Annotated in this window: 22 protein-coding genes and 2 pseudogenes; 13 read left to right on the forward strand and 11 right to left on the reverse strand. The window is 63.7% G+C overall.

Features of this window, described 5'->3' with window-relative positions:
* The first annotated feature begins 159 nt into the window (after window positions 1–159).
* The 3 genes from HDG32_RS16815 to yjfF are packed head-to-tail and all read left to right on the forward strand — an operon-like array spanning window position 160 to window position 3925.
* A complete protein-coding gene (locus HDG32_RS16815) occupies window positions 160–1794 on the forward strand; it encodes a sugar ABC transporter ATP-binding protein (RefSeq protein ID WP_184069080.1) in 1635 nt (544 codons plus the stop codon).
* The gene (locus HDG32_RS16820) at window positions 1791–2834 is read left to right on the forward strand and encodes an ABC transporter permease (RefSeq protein WP_184069082.1); all 1044 of its coding nucleotides are present in this window, start codon (window positions 1791–1793) and stop codon (window positions 2832–2834) included. The genes HDG32_RS16815 and HDG32_RS16820 overlap by 4 nt, the downstream gene beginning before the upstream one ends.
* On the forward strand, window positions 2831–3925 hold the full coding sequence (yjfF, locus tag HDG32_RS16825) for a galactofuranose ABC transporter, permease protein YjfF (protein WP_184069084.1): 1095 nt from the start codon (window positions 2831–2833) through the stop codon (window positions 3923–3925). The genes HDG32_RS16820 and yjfF overlap by 4 nt, the downstream gene beginning before the upstream one ends.
* A 93-nt stretch (window positions 3926–4018) precedes the next feature.
* On the opposite strand, the pseudogene HDG32_RS16830 reads toward yjfF, so the two are convergent.
* A pseudogene (locus HDG32_RS16830) lies at window positions 4019–4261 on the reverse strand (phosphatase PAP2 family protein); the annotation flags it as partial.
* A gap of 364 nt (window positions 4262–4625) precedes the next feature.
* On the opposite strand from HDG32_RS16830, the gene HDG32_RS16835 reads away from it, so the two are divergent.
* Both HDG32_RS16835 and HDG32_RS16840 read left to right on the forward strand, forming a co-directional pair.
* Window positions 4626–5573: a polyphosphate kinase 2 family protein gene (locus HDG32_RS16835; protein ID WP_184069088.1), complete on the forward strand. Its 948-nt coding sequence runs from the start codon at window positions 4626–4628 to the stop codon at window positions 5571–5573.
* Between the two features lie 45 nt (window positions 5574–5618).
* Window positions 5619–8372: an HAD-IC family P-type ATPase gene (locus HDG32_RS16840; RefSeq protein ID WP_184069090.1), complete on the forward strand. Its 2754-nt coding sequence runs from the start codon at window positions 5619–5621 to the stop codon at window positions 8370–8372.
* A 20-nt stretch (window positions 8373–8392) separates the two neighbouring features.
* Here HDG32_RS16840 and HDG32_RS16845 read toward each other — a convergent pair whose 3' ends face one another.
* Together HDG32_RS16845 and HDG32_RS16850 are read right to left on the reverse strand one after the other, a co-directional pair.
* Window positions 8393–9202, reverse strand: a complete 810-nt coding sequence (locus tag HDG32_RS16845) for a bifunctional 2-polyprenyl-6-hydroxyphenol methylase/3-demethylubiquinol 3-O-methyltransferase UbiG (protein WP_090806167.1) — start codon at window positions 9200–9202, stop codon at window positions 8393–8395.
* 313 nt (window positions 9203–9515) lie between these two features.
* A complete protein-coding gene (locus HDG32_RS16850) occupies window positions 9516–9677 on the reverse strand; it encodes a hypothetical protein (protein ID WP_184069092.1) in 162 nt (53 codons plus the stop codon).
* A gap of 149 nt (window positions 9678–9826) precedes the next feature.
* On the opposite strand from HDG32_RS16850, the gene HDG32_RS16855 reads away from it, so the two are divergent.
* The 3 genes and pseudogenes from HDG32_RS16855 to HDG32_RS16865 all read left to right on the forward strand — a co-directional run.
* Window positions 9827–10252 carry a CopG family transcriptional regulator gene (locus tag HDG32_RS16855; protein WP_018420777.1) on the forward strand — a complete coding sequence of 142 codons (426 nt, stop codon included), beginning with the start codon at window positions 9827–9829 and terminating at the stop codon, window positions 10250–10252.
* A gap of 45 nt (window positions 10253–10297) precedes the next feature.
* A complete protein-coding gene (locus HDG32_RS16860; protein WP_184069094.1) occupies window positions 10298–11395 on the forward strand; it encodes a PHB depolymerase family esterase in 1098 nt (365 codons plus the stop codon).
* 723 nt (window positions 11396–12118) lie between these two features.
* Window positions 12119–12313, forward strand: a pseudogene (locus HDG32_RS16865) (MFS transporter); the annotation flags it as partial.
* Between the two features lie 45 nt (window positions 12314–12358).
* Here HDG32_RS16865 and HDG32_RS16870 read toward each other — a convergent pair.
* Window positions 12359–12925, reverse strand: coding sequence for a phosphate-starvation-inducible PsiE family protein (locus tag HDG32_RS16870; RefSeq protein WP_184069425.1), 567 nt, complete (start codon window positions 12923–12925; stop codon window positions 12359–12361).
* A 294-nt stretch (window positions 12926–13219) separates the two neighbouring features.
* Here HDG32_RS16870 and HDG32_RS16875 point away from each other — a divergent pair, with 294 nt between their 5' ends.
* The 4 genes from HDG32_RS16875 (at window position 13220) to HDG32_RS16890 (ending at window position 18612) form a co-directional block, all read left to right on the forward strand.
* On the forward strand, window positions 13220–14113 hold the full coding sequence (locus HDG32_RS16875) for a helix-turn-helix transcriptional regulator (protein WP_184069096.1): 894 nt from the start codon (window positions 13220–13222) through the stop codon (window positions 14111–14113).
* Between the two features lie 113 nt (window positions 14114–14226).
* Window positions 14227–14793 (forward strand): HdeD family acid-resistance protein, encoded by a 567-nt coding sequence (locus HDG32_RS16880; RefSeq protein WP_184069098.1) that lies wholly within the window; start codon window positions 14227–14229, stop codon window positions 14791–14793.
* Between the two features lie 41 nt (window positions 14794–14834).
* Entirely contained in the window at window positions 14835–15449 is a 615-nt protein-coding gene (locus HDG32_RS16885; RefSeq protein ID WP_184069100.1) for an Hsp20/alpha crystallin family protein, read from the forward strand.
* Between the two features lie 379 nt (window positions 15450–15828).
* Window positions 15829–18612: an ATP-dependent Clp protease ATP-binding subunit gene (locus HDG32_RS16890; protein ID WP_184069101.1), complete on the forward strand. Its 2784-nt coding sequence runs from the start codon at window positions 15829–15831 to the stop codon at window positions 18610–18612.
* Between the two features lie 729 nt (window positions 18613–19341).
* Here the strand turns inward: HDG32_RS16890 and HDG32_RS16895 are convergent.
* Window positions 19342–20169: an SDR family oxidoreductase gene (locus HDG32_RS16895; protein WP_184069103.1), complete on the reverse strand. Its 828-nt coding sequence runs from the start codon at window positions 20167–20169 to the stop codon at window positions 19342–19344.
* A 100-nt stretch (window positions 20170–20269) separates the two neighbouring features.
* Between HDG32_RS16895 and HDG32_RS16900 the strand changes: the two genes are divergently transcribed.
* Window positions 20270–21184, forward strand: coding sequence for a LysR family transcriptional regulator (locus tag HDG32_RS16900; protein ID WP_184069105.1), 915 nt, complete (start codon window positions 20270–20272; stop codon window positions 21182–21184).
* 266 nt (window positions 21185–21450) lie between these two features.
* Here the strand turns inward: HDG32_RS16900 and mdcH are convergent, their stop codons facing one another.
* The 6 genes from mdcH to HDG32_RS16930 are packed head-to-tail and all read right to left on the reverse strand — an operon-like array spanning window position 21451 to window position 26077.
* Complete coding sequence (gene mdcH / locus HDG32_RS16905) at window positions 21451–22383, reverse strand: malonate decarboxylase subunit epsilon (protein ID WP_184069108.1); 933 nt, start codon at window positions 22381–22383, stop codon at window positions 21451–21453.
* Window positions 22383–23081, reverse strand: a complete 699-nt coding sequence (locus HDG32_RS16910) for a malonate decarboxylase holo-ACP synthase (protein ID WP_184069427.1) — start codon at window positions 23079–23081, stop codon at window positions 22383–22385. The genes mdcH and HDG32_RS16910 overlap by 1 nt, the downstream gene beginning before the upstream one ends.
* Complete coding sequence (gene mdcE / locus HDG32_RS16915) at window positions 23081–23905, reverse strand: biotin-independent malonate decarboxylase subunit gamma (protein WP_184069111.1); 825 nt, start codon at window positions 23903–23905, stop codon at window positions 23081–23083. The genes HDG32_RS16910 and mdcE overlap by 1 nt, the downstream gene beginning before the upstream one ends.
* Window positions 23902–24786 carry a biotin-independent malonate decarboxylase subunit beta gene (locus HDG32_RS16920; RefSeq protein WP_184069114.1) on the reverse strand — a complete coding sequence of 295 codons (885 nt, stop codon included), beginning with the start codon at window positions 24784–24786 and terminating at the stop codon, window positions 23902–23904. The genes mdcE and HDG32_RS16920 overlap by 4 nt, the downstream gene beginning before the upstream one ends.
* Entirely contained in the window at window positions 24783–25106 is a 324-nt protein-coding gene (locus HDG32_RS16925; protein WP_184069117.1) for a malonate decarboxylase subunit delta, read from the reverse strand. Before HDG32_RS16925 ends, HDG32_RS16920 begins: the two co-directional genes overlap by 4 nt.
* Before the next feature lie 5 nt (window positions 25107–25111).
* Window positions 25112–26077 carry a triphosphoribosyl-dephospho-CoA synthase gene (locus HDG32_RS16930; RefSeq protein ID WP_184069120.1) on the reverse strand — a complete coding sequence of 322 codons (966 nt, stop codon included), beginning with the start codon at window positions 26075–26077 and terminating at the stop codon, window positions 25112–25114.
* Between the last annotated feature and the right edge of the window lies 1 nt (window position 26078).

The raw sequence follows: 26078 nt of genomic DNA on the forward strand, positions 1-26078 counted from the left end.
AGATGTGCAGTACGGACGCATCGAACAGGTTTCTCCAGTGGTGCCTGACCGCCCGGGCTGCTTTCTTCTGCAGCGGGCGGTCTCTTTTCAGGAGCATGCGCCCGCGGGAGCATGCCGCTGGGGCCTGCCGAACCATGCATAGCCGATCGAGCGAGGTCCATGACCCATTCCGCTACCGAACCGAATCAGCCGGACCAGCCGCGGCGCGGCAGGCCGCCGGGCGCGCCAGGCCAACAGAATGACATGAGCGCGCGCGAACCGATTCTGGCGACCTCCGGCGTCAGCAAGACATTTCCGGGCGTCAAGGCGTTGCAACACGTCGACTTCCGCCTGTTTCCCGGCGAGGTCCATACGCTGATGGGCCAGAACGGCGCCGGCAAATCCACGTTGATCAACGTGCTCACCGGCGTGCTCGCACCCGATGCCGGCACGATCCGCCTCGGCGGCGAGGTGGTCGCGTTCGCGTCGCCGCAGGAAGCCGAGGCGGCCGGCGTGCGCACGCTGTACCAGGAAGTGAACCTGTGCCCGAATCTGTCGGTGGCGGAGAACATCTTCGCGGGCCGGCAGCCGCGCCGCTTCGGCGCGATCGACTGGCCCGACATCAAGCGGCGCGCGCAGGAAGCGCTCGCGCGCCTCGACGTGTCGCTCGACGTCACGCGCTCGCTCGACGCCTATCCGATCGCCGTGCAGCAGATGGTCGCGATCGCGCGAGCGTTGTCCGTCGATGCGCGCGTGCTGATTCTCGACGAACCGACTTCGAGCCTCGACGACAGCGAAGTCGCGCAGCTATTCAAAATACTTCGACATCTTAAGCGATCGGGCATTGCGATCCTGTTCGTCACGCATTTCATCGAGCAGACTTATGCGATCTCCGATCGCATCACGGTGATGCGCAACGGCGAGCGCGAAGGCGAATATCTCGCGCGCGATCTGTCCGCGGATCAGCTGGTCGCGAAGATGGTCGGCCACGAGCGCATGAGCGCGCGTCTGCGCGAAGCGGCGCACGAAGGACAGGCCGCCGACGATCAGGAGGTCGCGCAAGACCACACGGAAGCAACGGCCACGCAGCCGTTCATCGAGCTGCGCGGCGTCGGCCGTCGCGGCACCTTGCAGCCGATCGATCTCGAGATGCAGGCCGGCAAGATTCTCGGCCTCGCGGGTCTGCTCGGCTCGGGCCGCACCGAAACCGCGCGGCTTCTGTTCGGCGCGGATCGCGCGGACAGCGGCACGATCCTCGTCGAAGGGCGCGCCGTGCGGCTGCGCACGCCGCACGACGCGGTGCGCCACGGCATCGGCTATTGCGCGGAAGACCGCAAGAAGGAAGGCATCGTCGCCGAACTGTCGATCCGCGAAAACATCATGCTCGCGTTGCAGGCGCGGCGCGGCTGGTGGCGCAAGATCAGCCGGCAACGCGCGCGCGAGCTCGCCGATATGTGGATCGAGCGGCTCGGCATCAAGGCGTCCGACGCCGAGCAGCCGATCGCGCTGCTGTCCGGCGGCAACCAGCAGAAGGCGCTGCTCGCGCGCTGGCTGGCAACCGATCCCAAACTGCTGATCCTCGACGAACCGACCCGCGGCATCGACGTCGCCGCGAAGTTCGACATCATGGACCGGCTGCTCGCGCTGTGCGCGAACGGCCTGTCCATCCTGTTCATCTCGTCGGAGATCAGCGAGGTGCTGCGCGTGAGCCATCGCGTCGCGGTGCTGCGCGATCGCCGCAAGATCGCCGAGGTGGCCGGTAAGGCATCGAACGAGGACAACATCTACCGACTCATCGCAGGGAGCGGCGAATGAAGCTATCGAACTGGTTCGCGCGCGACGGGGTGGAGCGTCCGCTGCTGTGGCCATGCGTGACGCTCGTGTTGCTGGGCGGACTGAACCTGCTGGCCAATCCGCATTTTCTCGCGCTGCGCACGCTCGACGGCCACCTGTTCGGCGCGCCGATCGACATCCTGAATCGCGCGGCACCGCTCGTGCTGGTCGCGATCGGCATGACGCTCGTGATTGCGACACGCGGCATCGATATTTCGGTCGGCGCGGTGGTCGCGATCGCGGGCGCCGCGGCCGCGACGATACTCGCGACCCAGGCCGTGCCGAGCGGTGCGCTGATCGCGCAGGCGCTGCTGGCCGCGCTCGTCGTCGGCATCTTGAGCGGCATGTGGAACGGGCTGCTCGTCGCGTTCGTCGGCATGCAGCCGATCATCGCGACGCTGATTCTGATGGTCGCGGGCCGTGGCATCGCGCAACTGCTGACCGCCGGGCAGATCATCCCGATCGGCGCGCCCGGCTATCTGTTCGTCGGTGGCGGCTACTGGCTCGGCGTGCCGTGCTCGGTATGGATCGCGACCGTAGCCGTGCTGGCGACCGCCGCCCTGGTGGAGGGCACGGCGCTCGGTCTGTTCATTCGCGCGATCGGCGTGAACCCGGTTGCGACGCGGCTCGTCGGCTTGCGCTCGAAGGCGATCGTATTCGCGGTGTACGGTTTCTCGGGCTTGACCGCGGCGCTGGCCGGCATCCTGATCAGCTCGAACGTGCGTAGCGCGGACGGCAACAACGCGGGCCTGCTGCTCGAACTCGACGCGATTCTCGCCGTGACGCTCGGCGGCACGTCGCTGCTCGGCGGCCGCTTCAGTTTCGCGGGCACGGTTCTCGGCGCGCTGATCATCCAGACGCTCACGTACACCACGTATTCGATCGGCGTGCCGCCGGAAGCGACGCTCGTCGTGAAGGCGGCCGTCGTGCTCGCGGTCAGCGTGATCCAGTCGCCGGTGGCACGCGCGCTCGCGGTGTCGTTCGGCGCCTCGCTCGTCAAATCGCGCGGGGTGGCACGATGACGCGCGTTCTCGAAGCACTCGCCCGCCTGGTCGATCCGCGCACGCTGCCGATCGCGGTGACGGTCCTGCTGTTCTGCGCGCTGTTCGGCTTTGGTTCGGTGATGTACACCGGTTTCTTCGCGTGGCAGGTGTTGCTCGATCTGCTCGTCGACAACGCGTTCCTGCTGATCGTCGCGATCGGCATGACGTTCGTGATCGTGTCGGGGGGCATCGATCTGTCGGTGGGCTCGATCGTCGCGCTGACGACGATCGTCGAAGCCGTGCTGTCCGAGCACATGCATGTGTCGGTGTGGCTCATCATTCCGATCGTGCTGTTGATGGGCACGGTATTCGGCGCGGTGCAGGGCGCGCTGATTCACTACTTCCGCCTGCAGGCGTTCATCGTGACGCTGGCGGGGATGTTCTTCGCGCGTGGCCTGTGCTTTCTGATCACGACGCAGTCGATCACGATCACCGATCCGACGTTCAAGGCGATCTCCGCGTTTCGTCTCAGTGTCGGCGTCGGTTCGGTATCGGCGAACGTGCTGATCGCGGCCGTGACGCTCGCGGCCGCGATCTATGTCGCCCATTTCACGCGCTTCGGACGCAACGTATATGCGGTCGGCGGCAATCCGCGCTCGGCGCTGCTGATGGGCCTGCCGGTCGCGCGCACGCGGGTCGGCGTGTATGCGCTGAGCGGCTTCTGTTCGGCGCTCGGCGGCGCGGTGTTCACGTTCTACGTGCTGTCGGGCTATGGGCTGCAAGGGCAGGGCATGGAACTCGATGCGATTGCGGCCACGGTGATCGGCGGCACGCTGCTGACGGGCGGCGTCGGTTATGTGGTCGGCTCGCTGTTCGGCGTCGGCATTCTGGGCACGATCCAGACGCTGATTACGTTCGACGGCACGCTCAGTTCGTGGTGGACGCGGATCGTGATCGGCGCGCTGCTGTGCGCGTTCTGTTTGCTGCAGCGATTGATCGAGCGGCACGCGAAGTCGGTGCGTCGGCCCGGCGGCACCAATGCGATCACGACGACGGGGCATGGGCACGGGCGTGACGAGACGTCGACGACGGCGTCGGATTCGCAGGTGTTGGGGCGGGCGCCGGGCTAGCGCGCGGTCTTCCAGTCGCTTCGAACCACGGCGGCGCGGCGCACGCCGCGCCGCGTTCACGTTAGTCCGCGCGGCCGCTTCCGAGCGTCCAGCTCATGCCGTTCGCACCGGCATGGATCGCGAGCTCGGCGCATTCGCGGCTTTGCGCGTCGCCAGCAGGTGCATGCAGCGCCTGAGCGCTGCAATCGTCAGCGCACTGGGCAGCAGACCCGCAAACACATCGGCGAGATAGTGACCGCCTTGCGTCGGCGTCGACGGGATCATCGTCACGTTGAGAGGAATCGCAAACAGCAAAAGCCGTGGCATGCGACGCAGCGCATAGATAAAGACAATAGCGGGTAACGCCCACTACTCCGCTGTTCCCCGTGTTCGTGTTCGTGGCTCGACATTGTGCTCGTCCATTTTTTTGTTGGCGCTGTCTGGTGAAGGATAAGCACAGGTAATGCCTATCGTCTGACGGCCTTGTCGCGACTGGGTCGACGGGGCCGACAGGCGGTGATCGACCGGCATGGCGGTCCGGAACGTGGCAGCGTTCAGACGTGTGTTTTCCCGTCGCTATGCGGGTGCGTAGCGTCGGTGCCGATGAGCACGTTTCCGTTTGCGTGACCTATTATCAGAAAGAGTTGTGAACAGTACGACTGCGGTTGCGATGCAATCCGCGAATCGTGCAACTGAATGCAGATGCCGTGGAGAAAGAGCGATGGTTCGCATGGAAATACTCGACGCGCTGCGGGCATACACCGAGCCGTTCCGCGTCACGAGCGGCAAAGATTTCTTTCTGAAGGATTTCGATCCCGGCGAGACGCTGGGACTCAGAATGCATAAGGAAGAGGCGCAGCAACTGCTCCAGCGCGGGTCGAAATGGCTCGCGATGGAGCAGGAGATCCTCTACGCGCAGGATTCCTGGTCCGTGCTGCTGGTGTTCCAGGCCATGGACGCCGCGGGAAAGGATGGGACGATCAAGCACGTGATGTCGCGCGTCAATCCGCAGGGGTGCGATGTCATCTCGTTCAAGCAGCCGTCGGATGAGGAACTCTCCCACGACTTCCTTTGGCGCTATTCCAGGAAAGTGCCCGAGCGCGGGCACATCGGCATTTTCAACCGCTCGTACTATGAAGAGGTGCTGGTGGTGCGCGTGCATCAGCATCTGCTCCATGCGCAGAAGATCCCACCGGCACGGGTCGGCAACAACATATGGGACGAGCGGCTCGCCGACATCGCGCGCTTCGAGGACTATCTGACGCGCCAGGGCGTGGTCATTCTCAAGTTCTATCTGAACCTGTCGTACGGGGAGCAGAAGAGGCGATTCATGGATCGCCTCGACAATCCCGACAAGCACTGGAAGTTTTCCGCAGCCGACGTTCGCGAGCGTCGCTACTGGAACGACTATATGCGCGCCTATGAACAGGCGATCCGCGCGACGGCCTCCGAAGCGGCTCCGTGGTTCGTCGTGCCCGCCGACAACAAACCTTTCACGCGCCTCATCGTCGCGGCCGCGATCGTCGAGGCCGTCGAGAAGCTCGACCTCGAATATCCGAAAGCCACGCAAGAGCAGACGAAGGATCTCACCGCCGCGAGGGAGGAACTCGACGCTGAAGCGGTGGGCGAGACGAGACCCGATCAACCCGGGGACGATCCAGACCATTGAGAGCGGCCCCCTGACCCGAAATCACTGGAACCGGGAGACACGAGGATGAGCTCAGTTGAGAGTGCGACGCCGTGGCATGCGATGCCGGCCGGTGACATCGAACGGCAGTTCAACGTCGATCCCGCGCAGGGCCTCGATGCAACGGAAGCGACCGGGCGGCTGGCCACCTATGGGCCGAACCGCCTCCCGCAGGGCAAGAAGAGGGGGCCGGTCGTACGCTTCCTGATGCAGCTCCACAACGTTCTGATCTACGTGCTGCTCGCGGCCGGTTTCGTCAAGTTCATGCTGGGCCTGTGGCTCGATGGCTCGGTCATTCTGGCCGTCGTCATCCTCAACTCGCTGCTCGGCTTCCTGCAGGAAGGACGCGCCGAGAAGGCGCTCGACTCGATTCGCAACATGCTGTCCGCGGAAGCGCGCGTGATGCGTGGCGGAGCGGTTCGCTTGATCCCCGCCGAGGAACTCGTGCCTGGCGACATCGTGCTACTGGAATCGGGCGACAAAATCCCGGCGGACATGCGTCTCGTCGACGCCAGGAACCTGCGCACGGAAGAAGCGGCTCTTACGGGGGAATCCCTCCCGGCCGAGAAGGGCACCGCGCCGGTACCCGCCAAAGCCACGGTCGGCGACCGCGAGAACATGGCGTTCTGCGGCACGATGGTCTTGTCGGGCCGGGCAACCGGCGTCGTGGTGTCAACTGGGAGCCAGACGGAACTCGGCCGGATCAACCAGATGCTCGCCGAGGTCAGCGCGCTCGAGACGCCGCTGCTGCGCCAGATCAAGAAGTTCGGCTACGTCATCACGGCAGTGATTGCCGTTGTCAGCGTGCTGCTCTTCTCCTGGGGGCACTGGCTCGGACACATGACTTTCGTCGAGCTGTTCCAGGCGATCGTGGGGATTGCGGTATCGGTCATCCCGGAAGGCCTGCCGGCGCTCATCACCATCACGCTCGCCATCGGCGTGCAGCGCATGGCCCAGCGCAACGCCATTATTCGCCGCCTGCCGGCGGTCGAAACACTGGGCGCCGTCTCGCGCATCTGCTCGGATAAAACGGGCACGCTGACCCTGATGGAGATGATGGTGACCTCCGTCGTAACGGCCGAAGCGGCCTATGCCGTGACAGGCGACGGCTACGCCAGCGAAGGAGAGGTCAGCGCGGATGGCAAGCCGCTCGGCGCCGCGCCGGACGTGCTGAAGCTGATGGGCCGCGTGTCGCTGTTGTGCAACGACGCCGAGCTCTTCGAGGAAGACGGAAAATGGAAAGTGGAGGGTGACCCGACCGAGGGCGCGCTGTATCCGTTCGCTTCCAAGCTGGGCATGGACCGTGCCGCCGAGACGGCCGCCGCGCCGAGGATCGACGCGATCCCCTTCGAGTCCGAGCACAAGTTCATGGCGACGCTGAACCGTTCGACGGACGGCGAGATGCTGCTGGTCAAAGGCGCGCCAGAGGTGATCCTCGACCACTGCGACCGGCAGCAGACGGCGCAAGGCCCGGCGCCGCTCGATCGCGAGCACTTCGCGAGGGAGGGCGACCGGCTCGCCGCGCAAGGCGAGCGCGTGCTCGGGCTCGCGTGGCTGTCGGACCCGGGCCTGCGTACGGGCGGCCTCGGGCCGCAGGACCTGCCGCGTACCCTCGTACTGCTCGGCCTCGTGGGCCTGATGGACCCGCCGCGCAAAGAGGCGATCGACGCCGTGCGCGAATGCCACGGCGGCGGCATTCGCGTGACGATGATCACGGGCGACCACAAGATCACGGCGGCGGCAATCGCAAGAATGCTGGGCATCGGCGACGGCAAGACCGCCGTGTCCGGCACCGAGATCGAGGCGATGAACGATGCGGCGCTGCAGGAATGCGTGCGCGGCGTCGACGTGTTCGCGCGCGCGAGTCCCGAGCACAAGCTGCGGCTCGTCAAGGCGATCCAGGCGAATCGGCAGATCGTCGCGATGACGGGCGACGGCGTCAACGATGCGCCGGCGCTCAAGAAAGCCGACATCGGTGTCGCGATGGGGATCAAGGGCACCGAGGTGACGAAGGAGGCGGCGGGCATGATCCTCGCCGACGACAATTTCGCGTCGATCTCCGCGGCGGTGAAGGAAGGGCGCACGGTCTACAACAACATCGAGAAAGCGATGCTGTTCATGCTGCCGACCAATGTCGCGCAAGGCGCGGTGATCGCGGTGGCGATCCTGTTCGCCTTCACGCTGCCGATCACGGCGCCGCAGATCCTGTGGGTCAACATGGTTACTTCCGTCGCGCTCGGCCTGACCATTTCGTTCGAGCCGCACGAGGCAGACGTGATGCGCCGCTCGCCACGCGCAATCGACCGGCCGATCGTCACGCGCTTCGGCATCTGGCGCATCCTGTTCGTCGGCGCGGCACTCGTGATCTATACGCTGTCCACCTTCTTCTGGATGAAGTCGCAAGGGGCGTCGGATCAGATGGCGCGCACGGCCGCGGTCAACGCCATTACGCTGGGCCAGGTGTTCTATCTGCTCAACATCCGATATCTGCTCGATTCGTCGCTGTCCGTGCGCGCCCATACAGGCAATCGCAATCTCTGGTACGGAATAGCCGGCGTCGTGGTCTTGCAGCTTCTGTTCACCTATACGTTCCCGTTCCATGCCGTTTTCCACACCGAGGCTCTGCCCTTGTCGGCGTGGGGGTGGCTCGTCGGTGGTGGCGTCCTGTTTTTCCTCGTGGTGGAGATCGAGAAGCTCGTTTTCCGGCTCACCCCTGCATTGAGAGGATTTGTGACGTCGCAACAGGAGGGCGCGGCCTTGCCCAATGATCCCGCCAGGTAGGCCGCCTTGGCGGCCGCCTGCTACATCTCATGCACGCGGCGGAGGATGAAAAACAGATTAGCCGAGACTGCATTCACGATCGGTATCCGCTCGAAAGGCCGGTTCAGCTTCATGCCGATATTGGCCAGTGCGTTGAGCGCTCCGCCGCCCTTTATGCCTTTTGCGAAGGTGGGAAAGACCTGGTGATAGCCGCATTCTTCGAGCACAAACCCTGACCTGAGAAACAGGCGTTTCGCGTCGCTGAGACTGTACAGCCGATTATGGCCCGTGTACTTCTTCATGACTCTGCACGCGTTTTCGGTCACCGACAAGCGGTTAGGTAAAAATGTGATTATCAGCAAACCGTCGTTTTTCAGCACGCGCCATAGCTCATCGAGGCTCTTTTGCTCGCGGGCCACGTGCTCGAGTACACCGCTTCCGATCACCACATCGAATTGATTGTCTTCGTAGGGCAGCAGAAATTCATGATCGAGCGATGCGAAAGATAACCCGGCGTACTCATGGAATTCCGCGAATTGCCCATCCTTGCAGATGTCGCAGCCATATATATCGATGTCATGGTAGAGCGTGCGAAGCATGCACGAATCTGGCGCGTGCCGGCATCCCCAGTCGAGCACTTTCATGCCACGCTTGATATACGGTGCGTAAATTTCGAACGCGCGCACGTGGCGATCGAGACTCGCGTTGTTGGCAATGACCGATTGCACATAGTCCCGGTATTCACCATCGCTACGATGTGCAATGTAGTCCTCGCAAAGCTTGGCATAAGTCGCCTTGACCTGCTGCAATTCATTGCTCGGGATCGTTTCAGTGTCGATGGGTTTATGCATATCTCCCTCATGGCGGTGCGAACGATACGACGAATTTCAGGCTCTACCGGGCCAGTATGCTGGTAATCCTTGGTCCATGTTGAGGTCTGCGCAATCCGTTTCCGCAGTACCGGCTTTCGCTGCCCGAGTGACATCGGGGTTGAGAGGTTCGCGGGATGTTGACTACTCCGATTTTGAGCGCTGATGGACTGCGTTTGGCGAGACCTGCGGCAGCAACTACCTGGATAAAGCCGCGATAGTGAACGGGTTCAAGTTTTGAAGGATAGCAGTTGAATTTGTCAAAACCGGTCGGGGAACCTCTCCATTTCGCGCCTTATTCTGATGGTTTTGCGCCTTGACGCTCATCCGTTGTGTTCGAGCGAACATCAGTGCCAACCTCCCGTTGCTCGGCCGTCTTATTCAGCGTTAACTTAACAATGCGGTCGAACAGCGCGATGTGCGTCCTCCAACCGGCCAGTACCTCGTAGCTATCCATGTGCGCATCGACCGGCGATAGCGCTCTATCTAGCCCCCACGACCAGCGATGCGGCGAGCCCAGAAGGCGTCTCGACCCCAATTTTTTATGTTGCGGCGCATCTAAAACCATCCTATAACCATCCATATGGATGGTGCAAGGATGGTGCGATGAAGAAACCCGCGGTATTGGACACCCCCCGCTCGAAAGGCGGCGACTCGGAAAAAATCACGATCAACCTCGGACCCGTCGACCTCGGACAGATCGACCTGCTGGTTGAAGAAGGCTTCTATGCGAACCGGACCGACCTGATCCGAACGGCGATTCGCAACCAGCTCGCGCTACATGCGCGGGTCGTCCAGGAAACGGTTGCGCGTCGTTCGCTCGTGCTCGGGCTGCAGCATTTCTCCAGGCAGGATCTCGAGGCGATTCGAGCCGCGCGCGAGCGTCTCAACATTCAGGTCCTGGGATTGGCCAGCATTGCCGCCGATGTCTCCCCGGAACTCGCGCTCGCGACTATCGAAAGCGTCGTGGTGCTGGGAGCCTTTCACGCTTCGCCCGCAGTCAAGACGGCGCTTGCCGGCAGAATCCACTAGCCGCGCGAGGCCCACCCCCTCAACACCGGTAATCGGACAAATGTGATGAAACTCAACGAAGGCTTTCTGAACTCAATGCACGAAGCGATGACTTTGCTGCGTACCCGCGGCGTTGCCGAAGCGACAGAAGCGATACAACGCGCACTGCGAGGGGAAAGCGTCGGTGCAGTGAACGAAACTGCGTCGCGGGACAAGACGCCAGAGCCCGTTGTCTTCCCGTTTGCAAAGACCAAGGACGCGACTGCGCACAAGGCGCGAGAAGACTGCATTGACGTGGAGGAACGAGGACTTTTCATCACGCTTGCGTATGCGAATGCCGCCGGTCGCCGTCAATATCGGCTGTATGTGCCGGCGGGTGGCGCCGGCGAGCCGCTGCCACTGATTGTGATGCTGCACGGCTGCACGCAGGACGCCGACGATTTCGCAGCAGGCACGCAGATGAACGCGCTTGCCGAGCGGCATCGATGTCTCGTAGCTTATCCGGTGCAACCGCAGCAGGCGAACCCGTCGAAGTGCTGGAACTGGTTCAAACCTGACGATCAGCATCGCGAGCGCGGCGAGCCGTCGCTGATCGCAGGCATCACGCGCGAAATCATCTCGGCCCACAACGTCGATCCTGCGCGCGTGTACGTCGCGGGGATGTCCGCGGGGGGCGCAATGGCGGCGATCATGATCGCCGAGTATCCCGAGCTGTATGCCGCGGTCGGCGTGCATTCCGGTCTTCCGGCACGGTGCGCGCACAATTTACCCTCCGCGCTCGCGGCGATGAAAGGCGGCAAGCACCCCCGAAATGCACGGCGTGTGCAAGGCGATACAGACTTGTCACCGAGACGGCCCATGATCGTCTTTCATGGTGACGCGGATGCCACCGTTCACGTAGCGAATGCCACGCGGCTCGTGCAGAGGTTCGACGCACGGCCGGACGCCGGCAGCGAACCGCGTCGGGTCGACGCGGGCCGACGCGCCTGTACCGTCTCGCGGCTGGTTTCTGGCGACGGTATCGACGCCGAGTTGTGGACCATTCATGGCGCAGGGCACGCTTGGGCAGGCGGCAATGCACGAGGCAGTTATACGGACGCTACTGGTCCGGACGCGAGTGCCGAAATGCTGCGCTTCTTTCTTGATCATCCGCAACGACAATAATGCAGGCCTCTCTTGTGGTTACCATGATTGCGACGGAGTGGCGTCCGCTGTGCATGTAGAGCAAGTCCGCTTGCTCTACTGCATATAAAGGCTGCCCGATGAATCACTTCCGGGGCGAATCCTGGGCGGCAGGTCGGCGAAGCCGGATTTGCGCCGCAATCAACGTACGGCGGGTTGCCATTCAATTGGAGACATCCACGCGTGTTCGTCCATCGTCAACAACGGGCCGCGTGTCGCCGATCGCGGCCTTGCGAAGTTCGAGCGATGTGTGCCCATTGCATGAGGCAGTCATCGGCCAGAAGGCGACCTTCGCCCGACGCGTCGCGAGGACATTCAGACGGCAGCTCCACCGAGCGGTCATTCGATCGCCGGATGCCGGCGTCGTGTCATTGGCCTAAGCCGACGTTTGTGTATCGACGCCGATATGCCCGCTCACTGCTGGAGACCGGTCGTTCGGCAAGGCAATGGCGCACGGCCGCCACCGACTTCAGCGAATGAGTACTTTCGACCCACTTCCGCCTCTCCGGTAAGTTTCGCGAACGACGGCTCCCGAGCGGCCAGGAGACGATGGCAGATGACGTTTTGAAGTACTTGTCGTTGGTGGGTCGAGTGAAGATGCGCCACCATCGCACGCATGACGGCCTGATCAAAAGAGAAGACGCATCCGTTAGCAAGCACCGCAATCAGGTCGTCCGCGTCGCCGGGGTTTCAGTCGCCGATCGGCATGCGGTCGGTCTCGTGTTGCTGGCATTCGGCCAGGGCGGCATGTTCACGCTCCGTGCGCTGTCGTTCGGCGTGGTGGCGCTTGCGGTGTGGGCGATGGGCATCGAGACGAAGGGGCTCGCGCTCGAAACGCTCGTATCCCGCGTGCAACCGCAAGCGGCACGACTTCGCGTGGCCATCGACGATGTCCGCTAGATTGTCGCTTACGCTGCCACTCCGTGACGAGCGTGGCGAGTCGAATCAATTGCCGCGCTGCCCGCCTTCGCCTGGCCGTACCCCTTCCTGTCGCAGCGCGTCCGCCGTGCGATCGCTCTGCGCTTGCGTGGCGGCCGTCGCGTCGGCCGGGTCATCACGCTGTCGCATCAGCCAGTAGACGCTCCCCAGCGCAACCAGCGCAAACCCAAGCGCCGCGATCTGGGCAGGCGCACTGGCCGGATCGAGAATGATGAATTTGCGGGCGATAGCGAGCAGGGCAACGAGAAGCACCGTTTTGACCTGCACGATGTGATCGCGCCGCGCCATCACGCGCGTAATCGAATGTTTGAACTCCATCGCGATCAGCAGCGTCATGACCATGCCGAAGATGGTCTGAAACACCGCGTGATCCAGCGGGTTCAGCGCGTCCGAAACCAGCAATGAAATCACCGCGCGAATCAACTGCCAGAGCGACACGAGGATGATGATGGAAATCACCACGCTCAGCACATGCGCGACAAGCTGCTCGAAGCGTTCATAAAAGGTGAGCATGTCCCACTGCAGACGCAACGCATCGAGATCCCTGCGCAGCCAGCTTTTCTTTCTTTCCATGATTTGGCTCCCGGGCGGCCGTCGCTGCGCCGCGAAAGCACCGCGCGCGTGCATGGATTGCACATGCGTCGCGCACAGTTCATTCGATGATCGCGTAACGCATATGCTACGGTCTTTTGCGTTTGCGCGGGTTCCTTACGGATAACTGCCCAAAGCAGAACGGACGTATGCAGTTATTGATAACAGAGGCCGAACTATTTCGCGCTTCTGATACGAGGGTACCTTTCATGTACGCGAAGAGGTACTAAGCTTGAAGCAGCAGGTCCATGCACTGTACCCCGACGATTGCGCAATATGGAACACGCCATTTTGGCAGCGCCCCATCAGGGATTACGTCACTACCCGCCCCGCACAGGCTGCACCGAGCGGCGCGGCGGAGCACATGCGGACATCTGCCTGCTCGTCCCGGCAGACAGGACAGCTGTGGAAGCAAGTGGACGGAACAACGCCGGCACGCGAAGCCAGGTCAACGTTCGCGCGCCGTGCATCGGCCTGATTCCGGCCGGTGCAAAACTGACTGCCGCCGAGGACGATCCCCAAGGGCTCGTCATCGCGCTCGACTCGCGCATACTCGAAAGCAGATCACGTCAGGTTTTCGGCTCGTCGTCGAGCCGCGAATTGCCACTGTGGTTTCAGGCCTGGGATCCGTTTCTGCGTGAGGCCGCGAGCACGTTGATATTGCTCGCTCAAACGGCCTTCGTGGAGGCCGGCTGTCTCGATGGTTTCGCCGATGCCATCGCCCTGCATGTCTCGTACCATTACAGCCGCGATGTCCACGCACGCGTTCGTGAAGCGCCGCTCAGCCAGCTAAAACTGATGCTGATCAACGCGTTCATCAGCGAACACATTGCCGAAAACATTCAGGTCGAACAACTCGCCGCCCGGGTGCATATGAGCCCATCGCATTTTGCGCACGCGTTCAAAGAAACAACCGGCTCCCCGCCTCATTTTCATCTCACCACCGAGCGCGTGACGCTGGCCAAAACGATGCTGTCTTCGAGCAGATTGCCGCTGATTGATGTCGCGGCCCGCACGGGTTTTCGGACCCAGCAGCACTTCACCGAGGTATTTCATCGCTACACGGGCATGACCCCGCGCGTGTTCCGCCTTGCCGCCCATGGTGCACAGACTGCGACAGCGAATGACACGGCAGGAGCGCAGAAATCCGACACGTCTCGGCAGGAATGAGAAAGAAGCCTCTGCTGTCGGCGCGTACTGTGGAAATACATCGCTTCAATGGCTCCGTCAGCGGCGCGAGGCGCGCTGAGCGGGCATCTGTTCATTGTCTCGCGAGGCCCACAATGCACAATCTGCTTGGACACGCGTGGTGGATGCTGGCGCTGCGCGGCGCGGCCAGTTTCATCTTTGGCGTGCTGGCGTTGGCTCTGCCCGGTCTTACACTCACCTTTCTGGTCGCGTTGTACGCTGCGTATGCAATCGTCGGCGGCGTTGGGGCGATCAGCGGGGCCGTCCGTCATCGCGGTGATACGCCTGGCTGGTGGGCGCCGCTGCTGCTGGGACTGTGCAGCGTCGCCGCCGGGTTGATCGCGATCCTCCTGCCGACGATCACCGCCCTCGTGCTCGTCCTCGTGATGGGCGTCAATGCCATCGCGACGGGCGTGTTCGACCTTATCACCGCGTTCCGGCTGCGCGTTCATATTCGCGGCACCTGGCCGCTGTACCTGAGCGGCATTCTTTCCCTGGTGTTCGGCGTGCTCGTACTAGCGTGGCCCGGCGCCGGCGCGCTCGCGCTCGTCTGGATGATCGGTGCGTATGCCATTTTCACCGGCGCGTTGCTGCTGGCGCTCGGCGTCAGTGCGCGGGGCTGGCTCCGCGATGGGCTGAGGGGCCATCCGTCCGCCGGATGAGGGCGCGCATCGTGTAACTCAATTCATGAAAGGAGTCAGTCATGTCACTCGATCTCGACAAGTGGAACCCGTTCAGGTTTCTACGTCATTCCGCCGATGAGAAACAGAGGCAGGCTTCGTCCGGCGTCCCGCAACAGGCCCAGCAGCAGGGCACCCAGCGAACAGCCGGTGCGCAGCCTTCAGGCGCCGCCGCCTTGCCGTCGATATGGGCCGATTCGGCGCGCTGGCCGCTGGCCGATCCCTTCCAGCTGTTCACCGATCTGATCCGCGATCCGTTCGGTGGCCTCGGTCCGCTGGAACAGTGGTTCGGCGACTTCAGCCCTAGCCGGTTCCAGCCGCGCATCGACGTGGTCGACGACGGCGACGCGCTGCGTATCGTCGCCGAACTGCCCGGCCTGAACCGCGACGACGTGAAACTCGAAGTAGTCGAGAACATGCTGCTGCTGAGCGGCAACAAGCAGATCGAGTCCAAAGGGGAAGAAAAAGGCTGTTACCGGATAGAACGTGCGTTCGGGCAATTTCAGCGCGCGGTTCCGCTGCCGGCCGGCATCGATCCCGATCGCGCCGAGGCGCGCTTCGAGAATGGCGTGCTGACGGTACGCGTGCCGAAGGCCGGAGAGGTAGCACAAACCACGAAGCAGATCGAGATCAAATGACACCGGGTGACGCGCGGACCTCGCGGCATTTCCGCGAGGCCGCGCCCCCGTGCGTCAGCTGCCTGGGAATCGACAGGCAGCTGATGCTGCGCCACGAACATCACATGGAGTTCATGGCACGTCACTGAGTCGCCCGATCAGATTCCACGTCGTTTCGGGCTCCGGCCCGGTCGCAAAGGCCGCTCGGCACAAACCACGCTTGGGGATCCTCGATCACGAATCTCGGCTAGATGAAAGACTCATGGGGAGAGTCATCCTGATGACGACGGGGTTGCTCTCGTCGAGCCAGCGGTCGCTTGGCGTCACGCGTGCATCGTTCCGCAATCGCGTGAATCGTTCGGCTTCAACTTGAGCCGTCCTGTAAATGGAGAGGTTGACCATGCCTGCCCTTTGCGAAATTTGTCATGCCCGGCCCGCAGTTGCACAAGTGACGGTAGTACAAAACGGCCAGCGTAAATCGATGTCGATCTGTGATTACGATTACCGTCAATTGATGCGCCATCAAAGCATGCTCAATCCGTTCGATTCCCTGCTCGGCGGCGGTCTTTCGCGTCTATTGGGCGAGCTTCCCGGCGCGGCCGGAGACGAGCATGACGACGACGCTGGACTCGTCGCTTCTGTGCCGCGCGAGTCCGTCGATGCCACCGATGCGTTCAGCGAGCAGACAATGGAACTGCTGCAGCGCGCGGCGGAAAAAGCTCACGAACTGCAGCGCACCGAGCTCGACACGGAACATGTGCTGTACGTCCTCGCCGACACCGACGTTGTCGCGGCGCTCTTCAAGGAATTGAAGCTTTCGCCGGAGGACATCAAACGATACATCGACCAGCACGCGCAAAAGGGTCACGCCGACTCCGACGCGCCCATCGACAAGATGACGGTCTCGCCGCGGCTGAAGAAAGCGTTTCAATACTCGTTCCAGGCGTCGCAAGAACTGGGGCATTCCTATGTTGGTCCCGAGCACGTGCTGATCGGCCTGGCCGCCGTTCCGGACAGCATCGCGGGCGCGTTGCTCAGGAAATACGGCGTCACGCCTGAGGCGTTGCGGCAGAAAGTGGTGAAGGTCGTCGGCAAGGGTGCGGAAGATGGACGCGTCGACACGCCCAGCGGCACGCCGACACTGGACAAGTTCGGACGCGATCTCACCGCAATGGCGCGGCAGGGCAAGCTCGACCCTGTACTGGGACGCGCGCAGGAAATCGAGAGCACGATTGAAGTGCTCGCGCGGCGCAAGAAGAACAATCCGGTGCTGATCGGGGAACCGGGCGTGGGCAAGACCGCGATCGTGGAAGGATTGGCGCAGCGCATCGTGAACGACGACGTGCCCGAGGATCTGCGCGGCAGGCGGCTCGTCGAGATCAACCTCAATTCGATGGTCGCTGGGGCGAAGTATCGCGGCGAATTCGAAGAGCGCGCGAAGCAGCTGATCGACGAAATCACCGCGAAGCAGAGCGAGCTGATCGTCTTCATCGACGAATTGCATACCATCGTCGGTGCGGGACAGGGCGGCGGCGAAGGCGGTCTCGATATCGCCAACGTGCTCAAGCCCGCGCTCGCGCGCGGCGAGCTGAGCCTGATCGGCGCGACGACCCTCAACGAGTATCAGAAGTACATCGAGAAGGACGCGGCGCTCGAGCGGCGTTTCCAGCCCGTTCTGGTACCGGAACCGACCGTCGAGCAGACCATCGTGATTCTGCGCGGCCTGCGCGACAAGCTCGAAGCGCACCATCAGGTGACCTTCGCGGACGACGCGTTCGTCGCGGCGGCAGAGCTTTCCGATCGCTATATCACCTCGCGTTATCTGCCGGACAAGGCGATTGATCTCATCGATCAGGCAGCGGCGCGCGTGCGCATTGGCTCGACTTCCCGGCCGCCTGACATCCAGGAACTCGAAGCGGAGATCGCGCAGTTGAAACGCGAGCAGGACTATGCATCGTCGCGCAAGCGCTTCGACGAGGCCAAGGGCTTCGAGGAGCGCATCAAGGAGAAGCAGGCGAACCTCGACGAGCTAACCGAAGCGTGGCAGCGCAAGACCGGATCGGAGACGCTCGAAGTGACGGTCGCCGCAGTCGCTGAAGTCGTATCGCGTCTCACCGGCATACCGGTCACCGAGCTGACGCAAGAGGAGCGGCAGAAGCTGCTCGACATGGAGAACAAGCTGCGCGAGCGCGTCGTCGGGCAGGACGAAGCCGTGCTCGCCGTGAGCGATGCCGTACGTCTCTCGCGCGCCGGCATGGGTCAGGTCCATCGGCCGATTGCGACGTTCCTGTTCCTCGGTCCGACCGGTGTCGGGAAAACGGAGCTTGCGAAGGCGCTCGCGGAAACCGTGTTTGGCGACGAGCAAGCCGTGATTCGCATCGACATGTCGGAATACATGGAGCGACATGCGGTCGCTCGATTGATTGGCGCGCCTCCGGGCTATGTGGGGTATGACGAAGGTGGTCAGCTCACCGAGCGCGTGCGCCGCCGTCCGTATTGCGTGATCCTGCTCGATGAAATCGAGAAGGCGCATCCGGATGTGAACAACGTGCTGCTGCAAGTGTTCGACGACGGCAGACTCACCGATGGCAAGGGCCGGGTAGTCGACTTCAGCAACACGATCATCATTTCGACCAGCAATCTCGGGTCGTCGATCATCATGGACAACCTCGAGAAGAGCGACAAGGATCGCGATTCGGAGAAGGAAATCCGCGAGAAGCTGATGGACGTGTTAAAGGGGCACTTCCGTCCCGAGTTCCTGAACCGCATCGACGAGATCATCGTTTTTCACGGACTTTCGCGCGGGAACATCCGCGCGATTGTGCAGATCCAGATCGATCGCGTAGTGCGGACCGCGGCGGCGCAGGGCATTACGCTCAGGGTGCAGGACTCGCTAATCGATCATCTCGCCGACGTGGGCTATCGACCGGAATTCGGTGCGCGCGAGCTGAAGCGCCAGATTCGTCAGGAACTCGAGACGAGGCTTGCAAAGGAAATGCTGGGCGACAAGATCAAGTCCGGCGATACCGTGGATGTGGCCTTCGACAAGGGCTCGGACAAGGTGACGCTGACGACGGTCGAAGCTGAAGCAAAGCCGAAGGAGAAAAAGGGCAAGCCGGCGAGCAAGAAGGGCGCGCCGAAGTCGGACCAGGACAGGAAGGAATCCTCGAAGACCGATTCCTGATCGCCATCGTCGGCATTTGTGTATTTCGTGGAGCGCCACGCTCGGTGAAGAACACTGCCGGAGCGCAGCGGCGATATCAGTTGCCCGCGGTCACGGCTGCCGTGACGAAGATCGATGCTCGCATCGGCCTGCTCGGCGGTGATGAGCGACATGTCGGCGTAGCGTGTGATCGGCGACGACAGGAAGGACGTGATGCAGACAGTATGGGCTCCTCGCTCGCGCGCGATCTGAAGCGCGCACCGTGGCCTTTGTCCGTCGCGAATTGCTGATCCGGAACACGACGCATTTGTCGTCGAGATCCACGGACGTGAACTGCTGGATGCTCTGATCTCGGTAGAAGATGCACTTCTTGCCCACGCGAAAGAATCGCACCACGCCATTTTCCGCGGCGAGCGCGAACGGCGGGACGACCGGCACGAAAGCATTTCCCCGACGGTTTCCGTCGCCGGCAGCGCCCGGCGTTGAGAAACGCGCGAAAGATGCGACCATACAGCCGTGGCCGGCTGCTCGCGACGTCAAGATGCGCAACGCGATTGCGCCCGCCAGCCACACGGTGCGGGACTGCTGCGCGCTTGCCGCTATACTTCCCCCTCCACCACGGACCGGCCACATCTGCTCCCTTGGTTGACGAAGTGTTCGGCTGTTCGAATCTCTTCATCCCTTGGACGTCATCCTTCGGAAACGTCGCTTGCGCTACGTTCCGGGGCCATCGAGTGGCTCGCCATCTGGCTATCCACGCTCCATCACCGACAACGCGATCTCCTTCTGCGACTCGAGACTCGCGAGTTGCTTTGTCAGCGACGCACGTATCGATTCGTACGCAGACTTGCCCAGCGCAAGCCGTAGCGGAGGGGACGGACTGTCGATCGCGGTGATCATTGCGTCGACAGTTTTCGCCGCATCCGCAAAATCGAAATAGCCAGCGTCGAGTGCGCACCGGATTTCACCGACGGGCGTGTCGTCGTACACGCGCATCGGCGCCGCGCGGTCGAGACCCGCGCCAAAGTTGGTGCGCGTAGGACCGGGCTCCATGATCACGAAGTCGATGCCGAACGGTCCGACTTCTTGCGCGGCAGCTTCGACGAAACCCTCGATTCCCCATTTCGTCGCGTGATAAATGCTAAAAGCCGGATAGCCGATTCGGCCGCCTTCCGACGACACCTGCACGATCCGTCCGCCGCCCTGTTCCCGCAGACGCGGAATGACCGCGCGTATCAACTGGATCGACCCGGTCAGATTCGTCTCGATCTGCCGTGCAATCTGGGTGTCGTCGAGCTCTTCGGCCGCGCCGAACAGCCCGTAGCCCGCGTTGCTGACGACGACGTCGATGCGCGCGAGCGCAGCAAATGCCTGCGCTACAGCGGCTCTGATTGCATCGACGTTCGTCAGGTCGCAAGTGACGACCTCCAGTCGGTCGCCGTGTTGCTTGCGCAGATCGTCCAATGCGCCGGGCCTGCGCAGCGTCGCGACAACGCCGTCGCCGCGTGCCAGCAGCTTTTCCGTCAGCCCACGCCCCAGCCCGCTCGATGCGCCCGTGATCAGCCAGTTCTTCGTCATGCTCATGCTCCGTTGGAAGGATCAGGAGTTCATGCTAGAACAATGGAATTCGTCGGAGAAGCCAGGCCGATCGGCATGACGTGTTGAAGGAAATTCACCAATGGGCAAACCGACTCTCAACGATTTGCAGGCGTTCATGGTCGTCGCCGCGCGGCGGAGCTTCGTGCAGGCCGCAGGCGAACTGGGCGTGTCGCGTTCGGCGCTGAGCCATGCGATGCGCGGACTCGAGAACGATCTGGATGTGCGCTTGCTGCACCGGACCACGCGCAGCGTATCCGTGACAGAAGCGGGGGAGCGTCTGCTTGCACGTCTGCGCCCTGTGCTGAGCGATCTCGATCACGTGCTCGACGAGGTCGCGCGGGAAGATGAGGCGCTTCGCGGCACGCTGCGCATCAATGGAAGCGACGGGGCGATCCGGCAACTGCTCCAGACTGTCGTGCCGCGCTTTCTGGCGATGTATCCGCAGATGGAGCTGGATCTCGTCTCGGACGGACGTTTCGTCGATATCGTCGCGGAAGGCTTTGATGCAGGCGTAAGGCTCGGTGAAGCGGTACCCAAGGACATGATCGCGGTACGGGTCAGCGAGGATTCACGCTTTGTTGCAGTGGCGTCGCCGCGTTATCTGCGCAAGTATGGCCGGCCTGCCGTGCCGGACGAATTGCAGGCCCATCGCTGCGTCCGGCAACGTCTGCCCAGTGGCAAACGCTATCGATGGGAGTTTGCGCATCACGGTCAGGCCTTCACGATAGATCCGCCCGGCGCGCTCACGATGGACAGCAATACGTTGATGATCGAAGCGGCACTGGGGGGACTCGGTATTGCATACGTACCCGAGCCGTATGCGCGCGACGCGATGGCACGCAAGCGGCTCGTTGCGGTGCTGAGTGATTGGTGCCCGCTCATTCCCGGACTGTTTCTCTATTTTCCCGGAAGCCGACATATTCCCGCCGGGTTGCGGGCATTCATCGAGCTGGTGCGGCAACTGCCCGGCAGCGTGTCCGAGCCGTCGAGGTAGCTTCCGCGAATCAGCAGCTTCGCACGGCCTTTGATGCAACCGTTAGCTGAACTCGAGCTCAAGTCGTAACTGGATTGAAAACAGTCATGACGGTGGTCGCCATCGAACGACCTGATCGGGCAGACCAGCGCGGACTGCCTCGGGCAGCGGGCGGCCATTTTCTGCCGTTCGGCTACGCGCCGGCGCTGACGCTCCAAGTCATGCGCGGCCGAAGCTCCCAGAGGCCCCTGGCCCAGCCGTATTCGCACACCGCAAAGCACACCCCGTCAGCCACGCTCCAACCGCCTGCGTACCGTCCCCACCAACCTGTCAAACGGCAATGTACTCGCAGCCAGCGCACTGACCTCAGAAAAATTCTCCCTCACGATATCTGTCAACACCTGCCCCGGCGGCGCCTCGACCAGCACCTGCGCGCCCATTTCCTGCATCACGGTGAGCGCATCGAACCAGCGCACGGTGTAACGCATATTGGTCGCAAGATCCTCGCGAATCGCATCGGCCGTATATAACGGGCGTCCACCGCGATTGCCGATATAAACACCGCGCGGTCTTTCAAAATGCAACGTGCGCGAGTACGCCAGCAGTTCGTCGCTCGCACGCGCGAGCAATTCGCAATGCGAGGGCACGCTGACCGCGAGCCGCGTGGCCTTGCGCGCGCCGGCCGCGAGCGCGCGTTCGATGAACCCGTCGAGCGCATCGTCCGCGCCGGCCATCACGATCTGGCGCGGTGCATTGACGTTGCCGACATACACGCGTTGCCGTTGCTCCGCGGCCTGCTGTGCAACGAGCGTTTCCGCCTGCCGCTCGCTCAAGCCGGAGACGGCCGCGAGACCATAGCCCGCCGGATAAGCGGTTTCCATCAGCTCGGCGCGTCGCTGCACCATCTTCAGCGCGTCGCGGAACGCCACCGCGCCACAACTGACCGCCGCCGCATACGCGCCGATCGACAGTCCCGCGCTGATCTGCGCCGCCAATCCTTCATCGGCGAGCGCGCGCATGATCGCGACGCCCGCGATGGTCAAGCCCAGTTGCACCGCGACCGTCGAATCGAAAGCGTCGGATGAGTCGAGCGTCAGCACGTCGATGCCAAGTGTGTCGGAGGCTTCAGCGAGCGTGTCCTGTACCGCGCGATGCTGCGGCAGTCGATGCAGAAAGCCTTCGCTCTGCGCACCCTGGCCGGGGAACAGAAGCGCGAGCATCAGGCAATGCCATGGTGAGCAACCGCCGCCCACGGATCGGCGATCAAGCGGGGGCCGCTCGCATCGCGGGCAAGCACGCGCGCCTTGCCTGCGGCCCATTCCGCGAGCGCCACGCCACCCGCGGGCGTTTCGAGTTGCGCATCGATGCGGATACCGATATGCGCCGCGAGCGTTTGCAGTTGCTCCAGCAAAGCACTCGCGACATTCAGCGCCAGCGGTTGCGGCACGCGGATCAACAGATCGAGGTCGCTCGTTTCGTTGACAGTCGGCACGTGCGTCGCCAGTTCAAAGCCGGTGCTGCCAATAGGTCCCCAAGCGAATCCACCAAGCGGACCGCCCGAATCACGTTGCAACGAAAGCAGTGCAACGAACGAGGGCAATGCAGCACGTCCAGCATCGGTTTGCGTCTGCGCGAGCGATTCCGGCGGCACGGCACCGACGATATCGTCCGCATGCACCCATGTGCCGTAGCGTTGCGCTCGCTTCGCACCGCGCACGCCGATCGCGACGAAACCATCAGCGGTGAGCGCGCGTCGAACGACCGCATACGGCGCGCGTTCGAACGCGTCGCGAACCCACGCTGGTTCGTCATCGGGCGAGTCCAGCCGCCGCAAGCGCAGCACATCATGCGGCCGCCACCGCGCGTCGCACGACGTGGCGTGCACGGTGGAGAAGGGCGCAGCCGCGCACACGCGCATCACACGGCATCCCATTGTTCGGCAAGACGCCGCCGCACCTCGATCGACGCCGCGCGAGTCTGCCGCGCCGCCGCCGATTCCAGCCGACGCGCGAGCGTACGATCCCCCTCGCGCGCGCTGCGAATCTGCTCGACCAGCACCGTGCGCACGCGCTCGATCTGTGCCGCGTCGGGCGCGTCCGCGTCGATGCCTTCGATCAACTGATCGAGCAGCCCCAACTTCGCGAACGACGTCATCGAATACGACATCGGCACGATCGTGTCGCCGAGTTCGTCGAGTTCTTCGACCGTGCGGCGCGTGACACGCGCGGCCGCTTCCTTGCCCATCGCGTGGACCATCGTGCCGGGCGCGTCGAGCGCGACGATGCGGTTCGCCTGATAGCCGTGCGCGAGGAACGCGCCGGACATCGCCGGACCGACGATCAGCGCGATCACCGGATGGCCGGCGTCGCGCGCGCTCGCATAGGCGTCGACGGCGGCCGCGCAGGCGAGGTGGATGCCGAGCATTTCCTCGCGATAGCCGTACGCTTGGCTCTTCACGTCGACGATCGCGACGATCGGGCGGCGCGTGCCGGCGTCCACACCCGCATCCGCTTCGATCGCTTCACGCACCGCGCGCGCGAGTTGCCAGCCTTGTTCGAGCCCGACCACGTTGGTGGTCGCGCGCGGAAAACGGTTCGCGGGATCGGGCACGACCGTGATGAAGCGCGCGGTGTCGCCGCCGAGCGGCGCATCGCCGCTCCAGACGGGCGCCGCGCTCGACGGTTCACCGGCCACCAGTGCGTTGAACCAGCGCGCGCCGCGTGTGAGTGTCGTGTCGTTCATGCCTGCTCCTCGTTCGACGCATCGCGCCCTTGCGGGTTGTACACATCACGCAGCGTCTCGGGCGTGACGCTCGCCGGATCGATCCGCGCGAGCCTCTGCAAGAACGTGTCGACCTGCTCGCTGCGATGCGTGGCCGGCACGCCTTGCGCGAACGCGGCGCGTACGGCGGCGCGCACGGCCTCGGCATCGTCGTCGACGAGTGTGTCGGCGAGCGCGCTCGCGACGCGCTGCTCGCCGCCGATCAGTTGCCATACGCGGCGGCGGTCGCTCGCGTCGAGTTCTTCGATACCGGCTTCCTGCTCGATCACTTCAGGTCCGTTCATGCCGAGCCGTCCCTGCTTCGTCACGATCAGATACGAGCACAGCGCGGCCGCGAGCGACATGCCGCCAAAGCAGCCGACCATGCCCGCGATCACGCCGACCACCGGCACGCGCCGGCGCAGCGCGACGATCGCCGCCTGAATCTCGGCGATGACCGCAAGCCCAAGGTTCGCTTCCTGCAACCGCACGCCGCCGGTCTCGAACAGCACGACCGGGCGCACGAGCTTGCCACGCTCGCAGTCGCGTAGCGCCATATCGAGCGCCGCGGCGATCTTGCTGCCCGACACTTCGCCGATGCTGCCGCCCTGGAACGCCGATTCGATCGCGGCGACTACGGCCGGTTCGCCGTCGATCGTGCCGCGCGCGATCACGCAGCCGTCGTCGGCCTGGCAGACGATGCCCTGCAAGGGCAGCCAAGGCGACCCGATGCGATCGAACGGTCCGAGCAGTTCGCGAAAGCTGCCCGCGTCGAGCACCGAGCGGGCGCGCTCGCGCGCGGGCAGTTCGATGAAGCTTTCGCGCAGCAGCGGCGCGCTAGGTACGCTGGCGCTCGTGCTCATACGCCGTCTCCTTCCTCGGCCGCTTCGACCGCTTCGGCGAGCCGCAACGCGACCACGCCCGGCGTCGCGCCGAAGTCGTTGATCTCGATGTGCGCGGCGCCGTCGTAGCGCGTGAAGAAGCGGTCGAGCACGCTCTTCCAGATGTGGCTATAGCCGTCGACGCTGGTGCGCACCACCACGTGCGCGGCGAGCGCCGAACCGCCTGGATCGGCGGCGGCAGGCGACAGCAGCACTTCCAGATCGCCCGAGCCGACCACGCCGACGTGCGCGCGGGTCGTGACGGCGCGTTGCGCCGGATAGTCGAATGTCAGATGTTCCATGAGGCTCAGCTCCGGCTGGCGTCGCGATGCGCCAGCATGTCGAGAAAGAGGGTGGCGGCGAGCAGATCGGCCGCGCCGCCCGGCGATGCGTTCAGCGACAACAGTTCGCGTTCGAGCGCGTCGAGCGCGACGCGGCCCGCGGCTGTCGAACTGCCGCCCGCGTCGAGCACGCGCCGCGCGCCGCGCTGCCCCGCATGCAAGCCCGCGAGTCCCGCGCGATGCAGCAGGCAGGTATCGTCGAGCGTGCTCATGATCGCGAGCAGCGCATCGATGCGCGCGGCGTTTTCGTCGAGACCGCGTGCGCGGGCCGCGTGCAATGCCGGCAGGCCGACCTCGAGCGCGTGCGGAAAGCCGTCCTGCGCTTCGCGCCGCGCGCCGCCGACCTGATAGCGTCGACGCGCGCGTTCGCCGTGGCTATCGGACGAAGCGGCGAAGCGGTCCGGGAAGCAGGCGATCTGCGCGGCCACCGTGCAGATGCGCGAGGTATCGACACGGTTGGGATCGCCAGGTCTGTGCGCACGCATGGAGGAACTCGAAGCCGTTTCGAGCGCCACGCCCGCAACAAGCAAGCCGATGATCCAGATCGCGCCGCGATGCGCATTGCTCCCTCCCGTCGCCTGCATCATCTCCTGTTCGCCCGCGCGGCCGATCTGCGCGAGCTCGGCGCGCAGCAGCGCCGAGGGTTCGCCGCGGCGGCGCGCCGTGCGCGCGAGTGCCGCGAAGGTCGGTTCGAGCGCGTGCGCGGAGCGCCGCATGATCGCGAGATCGAGGTCGCGATGCGCGCCGCTGCCGCGCCGGTCGACGAGCGCGGGCTTCGGCGTGAGCTCCGCCTCGTCGATCAGCGCGATGATCGCGTCGCGCGCGAGTTGGGCGTCGGAAAACGGCGCGACCGGCGAGGTGCCACATGCATCGTGTAGGACCGAAGCATGCGGCGCGTCCAACCGTTCAGGAAGAACAGCAGCGGATGCCATC

Origin of the sequence: Paraburkholderia sp. CI2, assembly GCF_014201055.1 — a bacterium.
Classification (GTDB): Bacteria; Pseudomonadota; Gammaproteobacteria; order Burkholderiales; family Burkholderiaceae; genus Paraburkholderia; species Paraburkholderia tuberum.

Bases quoted from the DNA above. Each gene is read 5' to 3' on its own strand.
- HDG32_RS16815 (WP_184069080.1), top strand. From the start codon at position 160: ATGACCCATTCCGCTACCGAACCGAATCAGCCGGACCAGCCGCGGCGC.
- HDG32_RS16900 (WP_184069105.1), top strand. From the start codon at position 20,270: ATGGGCAAACCGACTCTCAACGATTTGCAGGCGTTCATGGTCGTCGCC.
- HDG32_RS16860 (WP_184069094.1), top strand. From the start codon at position 10,298: ATGAAACTCAACGAAGGCTTTCTGAACTCAATGCACGAAGCGATGACT.
- yjfF (WP_184069084.1), top strand. From the start codon at position 2,831: ATGACGCGCGTTCTCGAAGCACTCGCCCGCCTGGTCGATCCGCGCACG.
- HDG32_RS16850 (WP_184069092.1), bottom strand. From the start codon at position 9,677: ATGGATAGCTACGAGGTACTGGCCGGTTGGAGGACGCACATCGCGCTG.
- HDG32_RS16875 (WP_184069096.1), top strand. From the start codon at position 13,220: ATGGAACACGCCATTTTGGCAGCGCCCCATCAGGGATTACGTCACTAC.
- HDG32_RS16835 (WP_184069088.1), top strand. From the start codon at position 4,626: ATGGTTCGCATGGAAATACTCGACGCGCTGCGGGCATACACCGAGCCG.
- HDG32_RS16845 (WP_090806167.1), bottom strand. From the start codon at position 9,202: ATGCATAAACCCATCGACACTGAAACGATCCCGAGCAATGAATTGCAG.
- HDG32_RS16870 (WP_184069425.1), bottom strand. From the start codon at position 12,925: ATGGAAAGAAAGAAAAGCTGGCTGCGCAGGGATCTCGATGCGTTGCGT.
- HDG32_RS16840 (WP_184069090.1), top strand. From the start codon at position 5,619: ATGAGCTCAGTTGAGAGTGCGACGCCGTGGCATGCGATGCCGGCCGGT.
- HDG32_RS16910 (WP_184069427.1), bottom strand. From the start codon at position 23,081: ATGCGCGTGTGCGCGGCTGCGCCCTTCTCCACCGTGCACGCCACGTCG.
- HDG32_RS16925 (WP_184069117.1), bottom strand. From the start codon at position 25,106: ATGGAACATCTGACATTCGACTATCCGGCGCAACGCGCCGTCACGACC.
- HDG32_RS16880 (WP_184069098.1), top strand. From the start codon at position 14,227: ATGCACAATCTGCTTGGACACGCGTGGTGGATGCTGGCGCTGCGCGGC.
- HDG32_RS16855 (WP_018420777.1), top strand. From the start codon at position 9,827: ATGAAGAAACCCGCGGTATTGGACACCCCCCGCTCGAAAGGCGGCGAC.
- mdcH (WP_184069108.1), bottom strand. From the start codon at position 22,383: ATGCTCGCGCTTCTGTTCCCCGGCCAGGGTGCGCAGAGCGAAGGCTTT.
- mdcE (WP_184069111.1), bottom strand. From the start codon at position 23,905: ATGAACGACACGACACTCACACGCGGCGCGCGCTGGTTCAACGCACTG.
- HDG32_RS16820 (WP_184069082.1), top strand. From the start codon at position 1,791: ATGAAGCTATCGAACTGGTTCGCGCGCGACGGGGTGGAGCGTCCGCTG.
- HDG32_RS16890 (WP_184069101.1), top strand. From the start codon at position 15,829: ATGCCTGCCCTTTGCGAAATTTGTCATGCCCGGCCCGCAGTTGCACAA.
- HDG32_RS16895 (WP_184069103.1), bottom strand. From the start codon at position 20,169: ATGACGAAGAACTGGCTGATCACGGGCGCATCGAGCGGGCTGGGGCGT.
- HDG32_RS16885 (WP_184069100.1), top strand. From the start codon at position 14,835: ATGTCACTCGATCTCGACAAGTGGAACCCGTTCAGGTTTCTACGTCAT.
- HDG32_RS16930 (WP_184069120.1), bottom strand. From the start codon at position 26,077: ATGGCATCCGCTGCTGTTCTTCCTGAACGGTTGGACGCGCCGCATGCT.
- HDG32_RS16920 (WP_184069114.1), bottom strand. From the start codon at position 24,786: ATGAGCACGAGCGCCAGCGTACCTAGCGCGCCGCTGCTGCGCGAAAGC.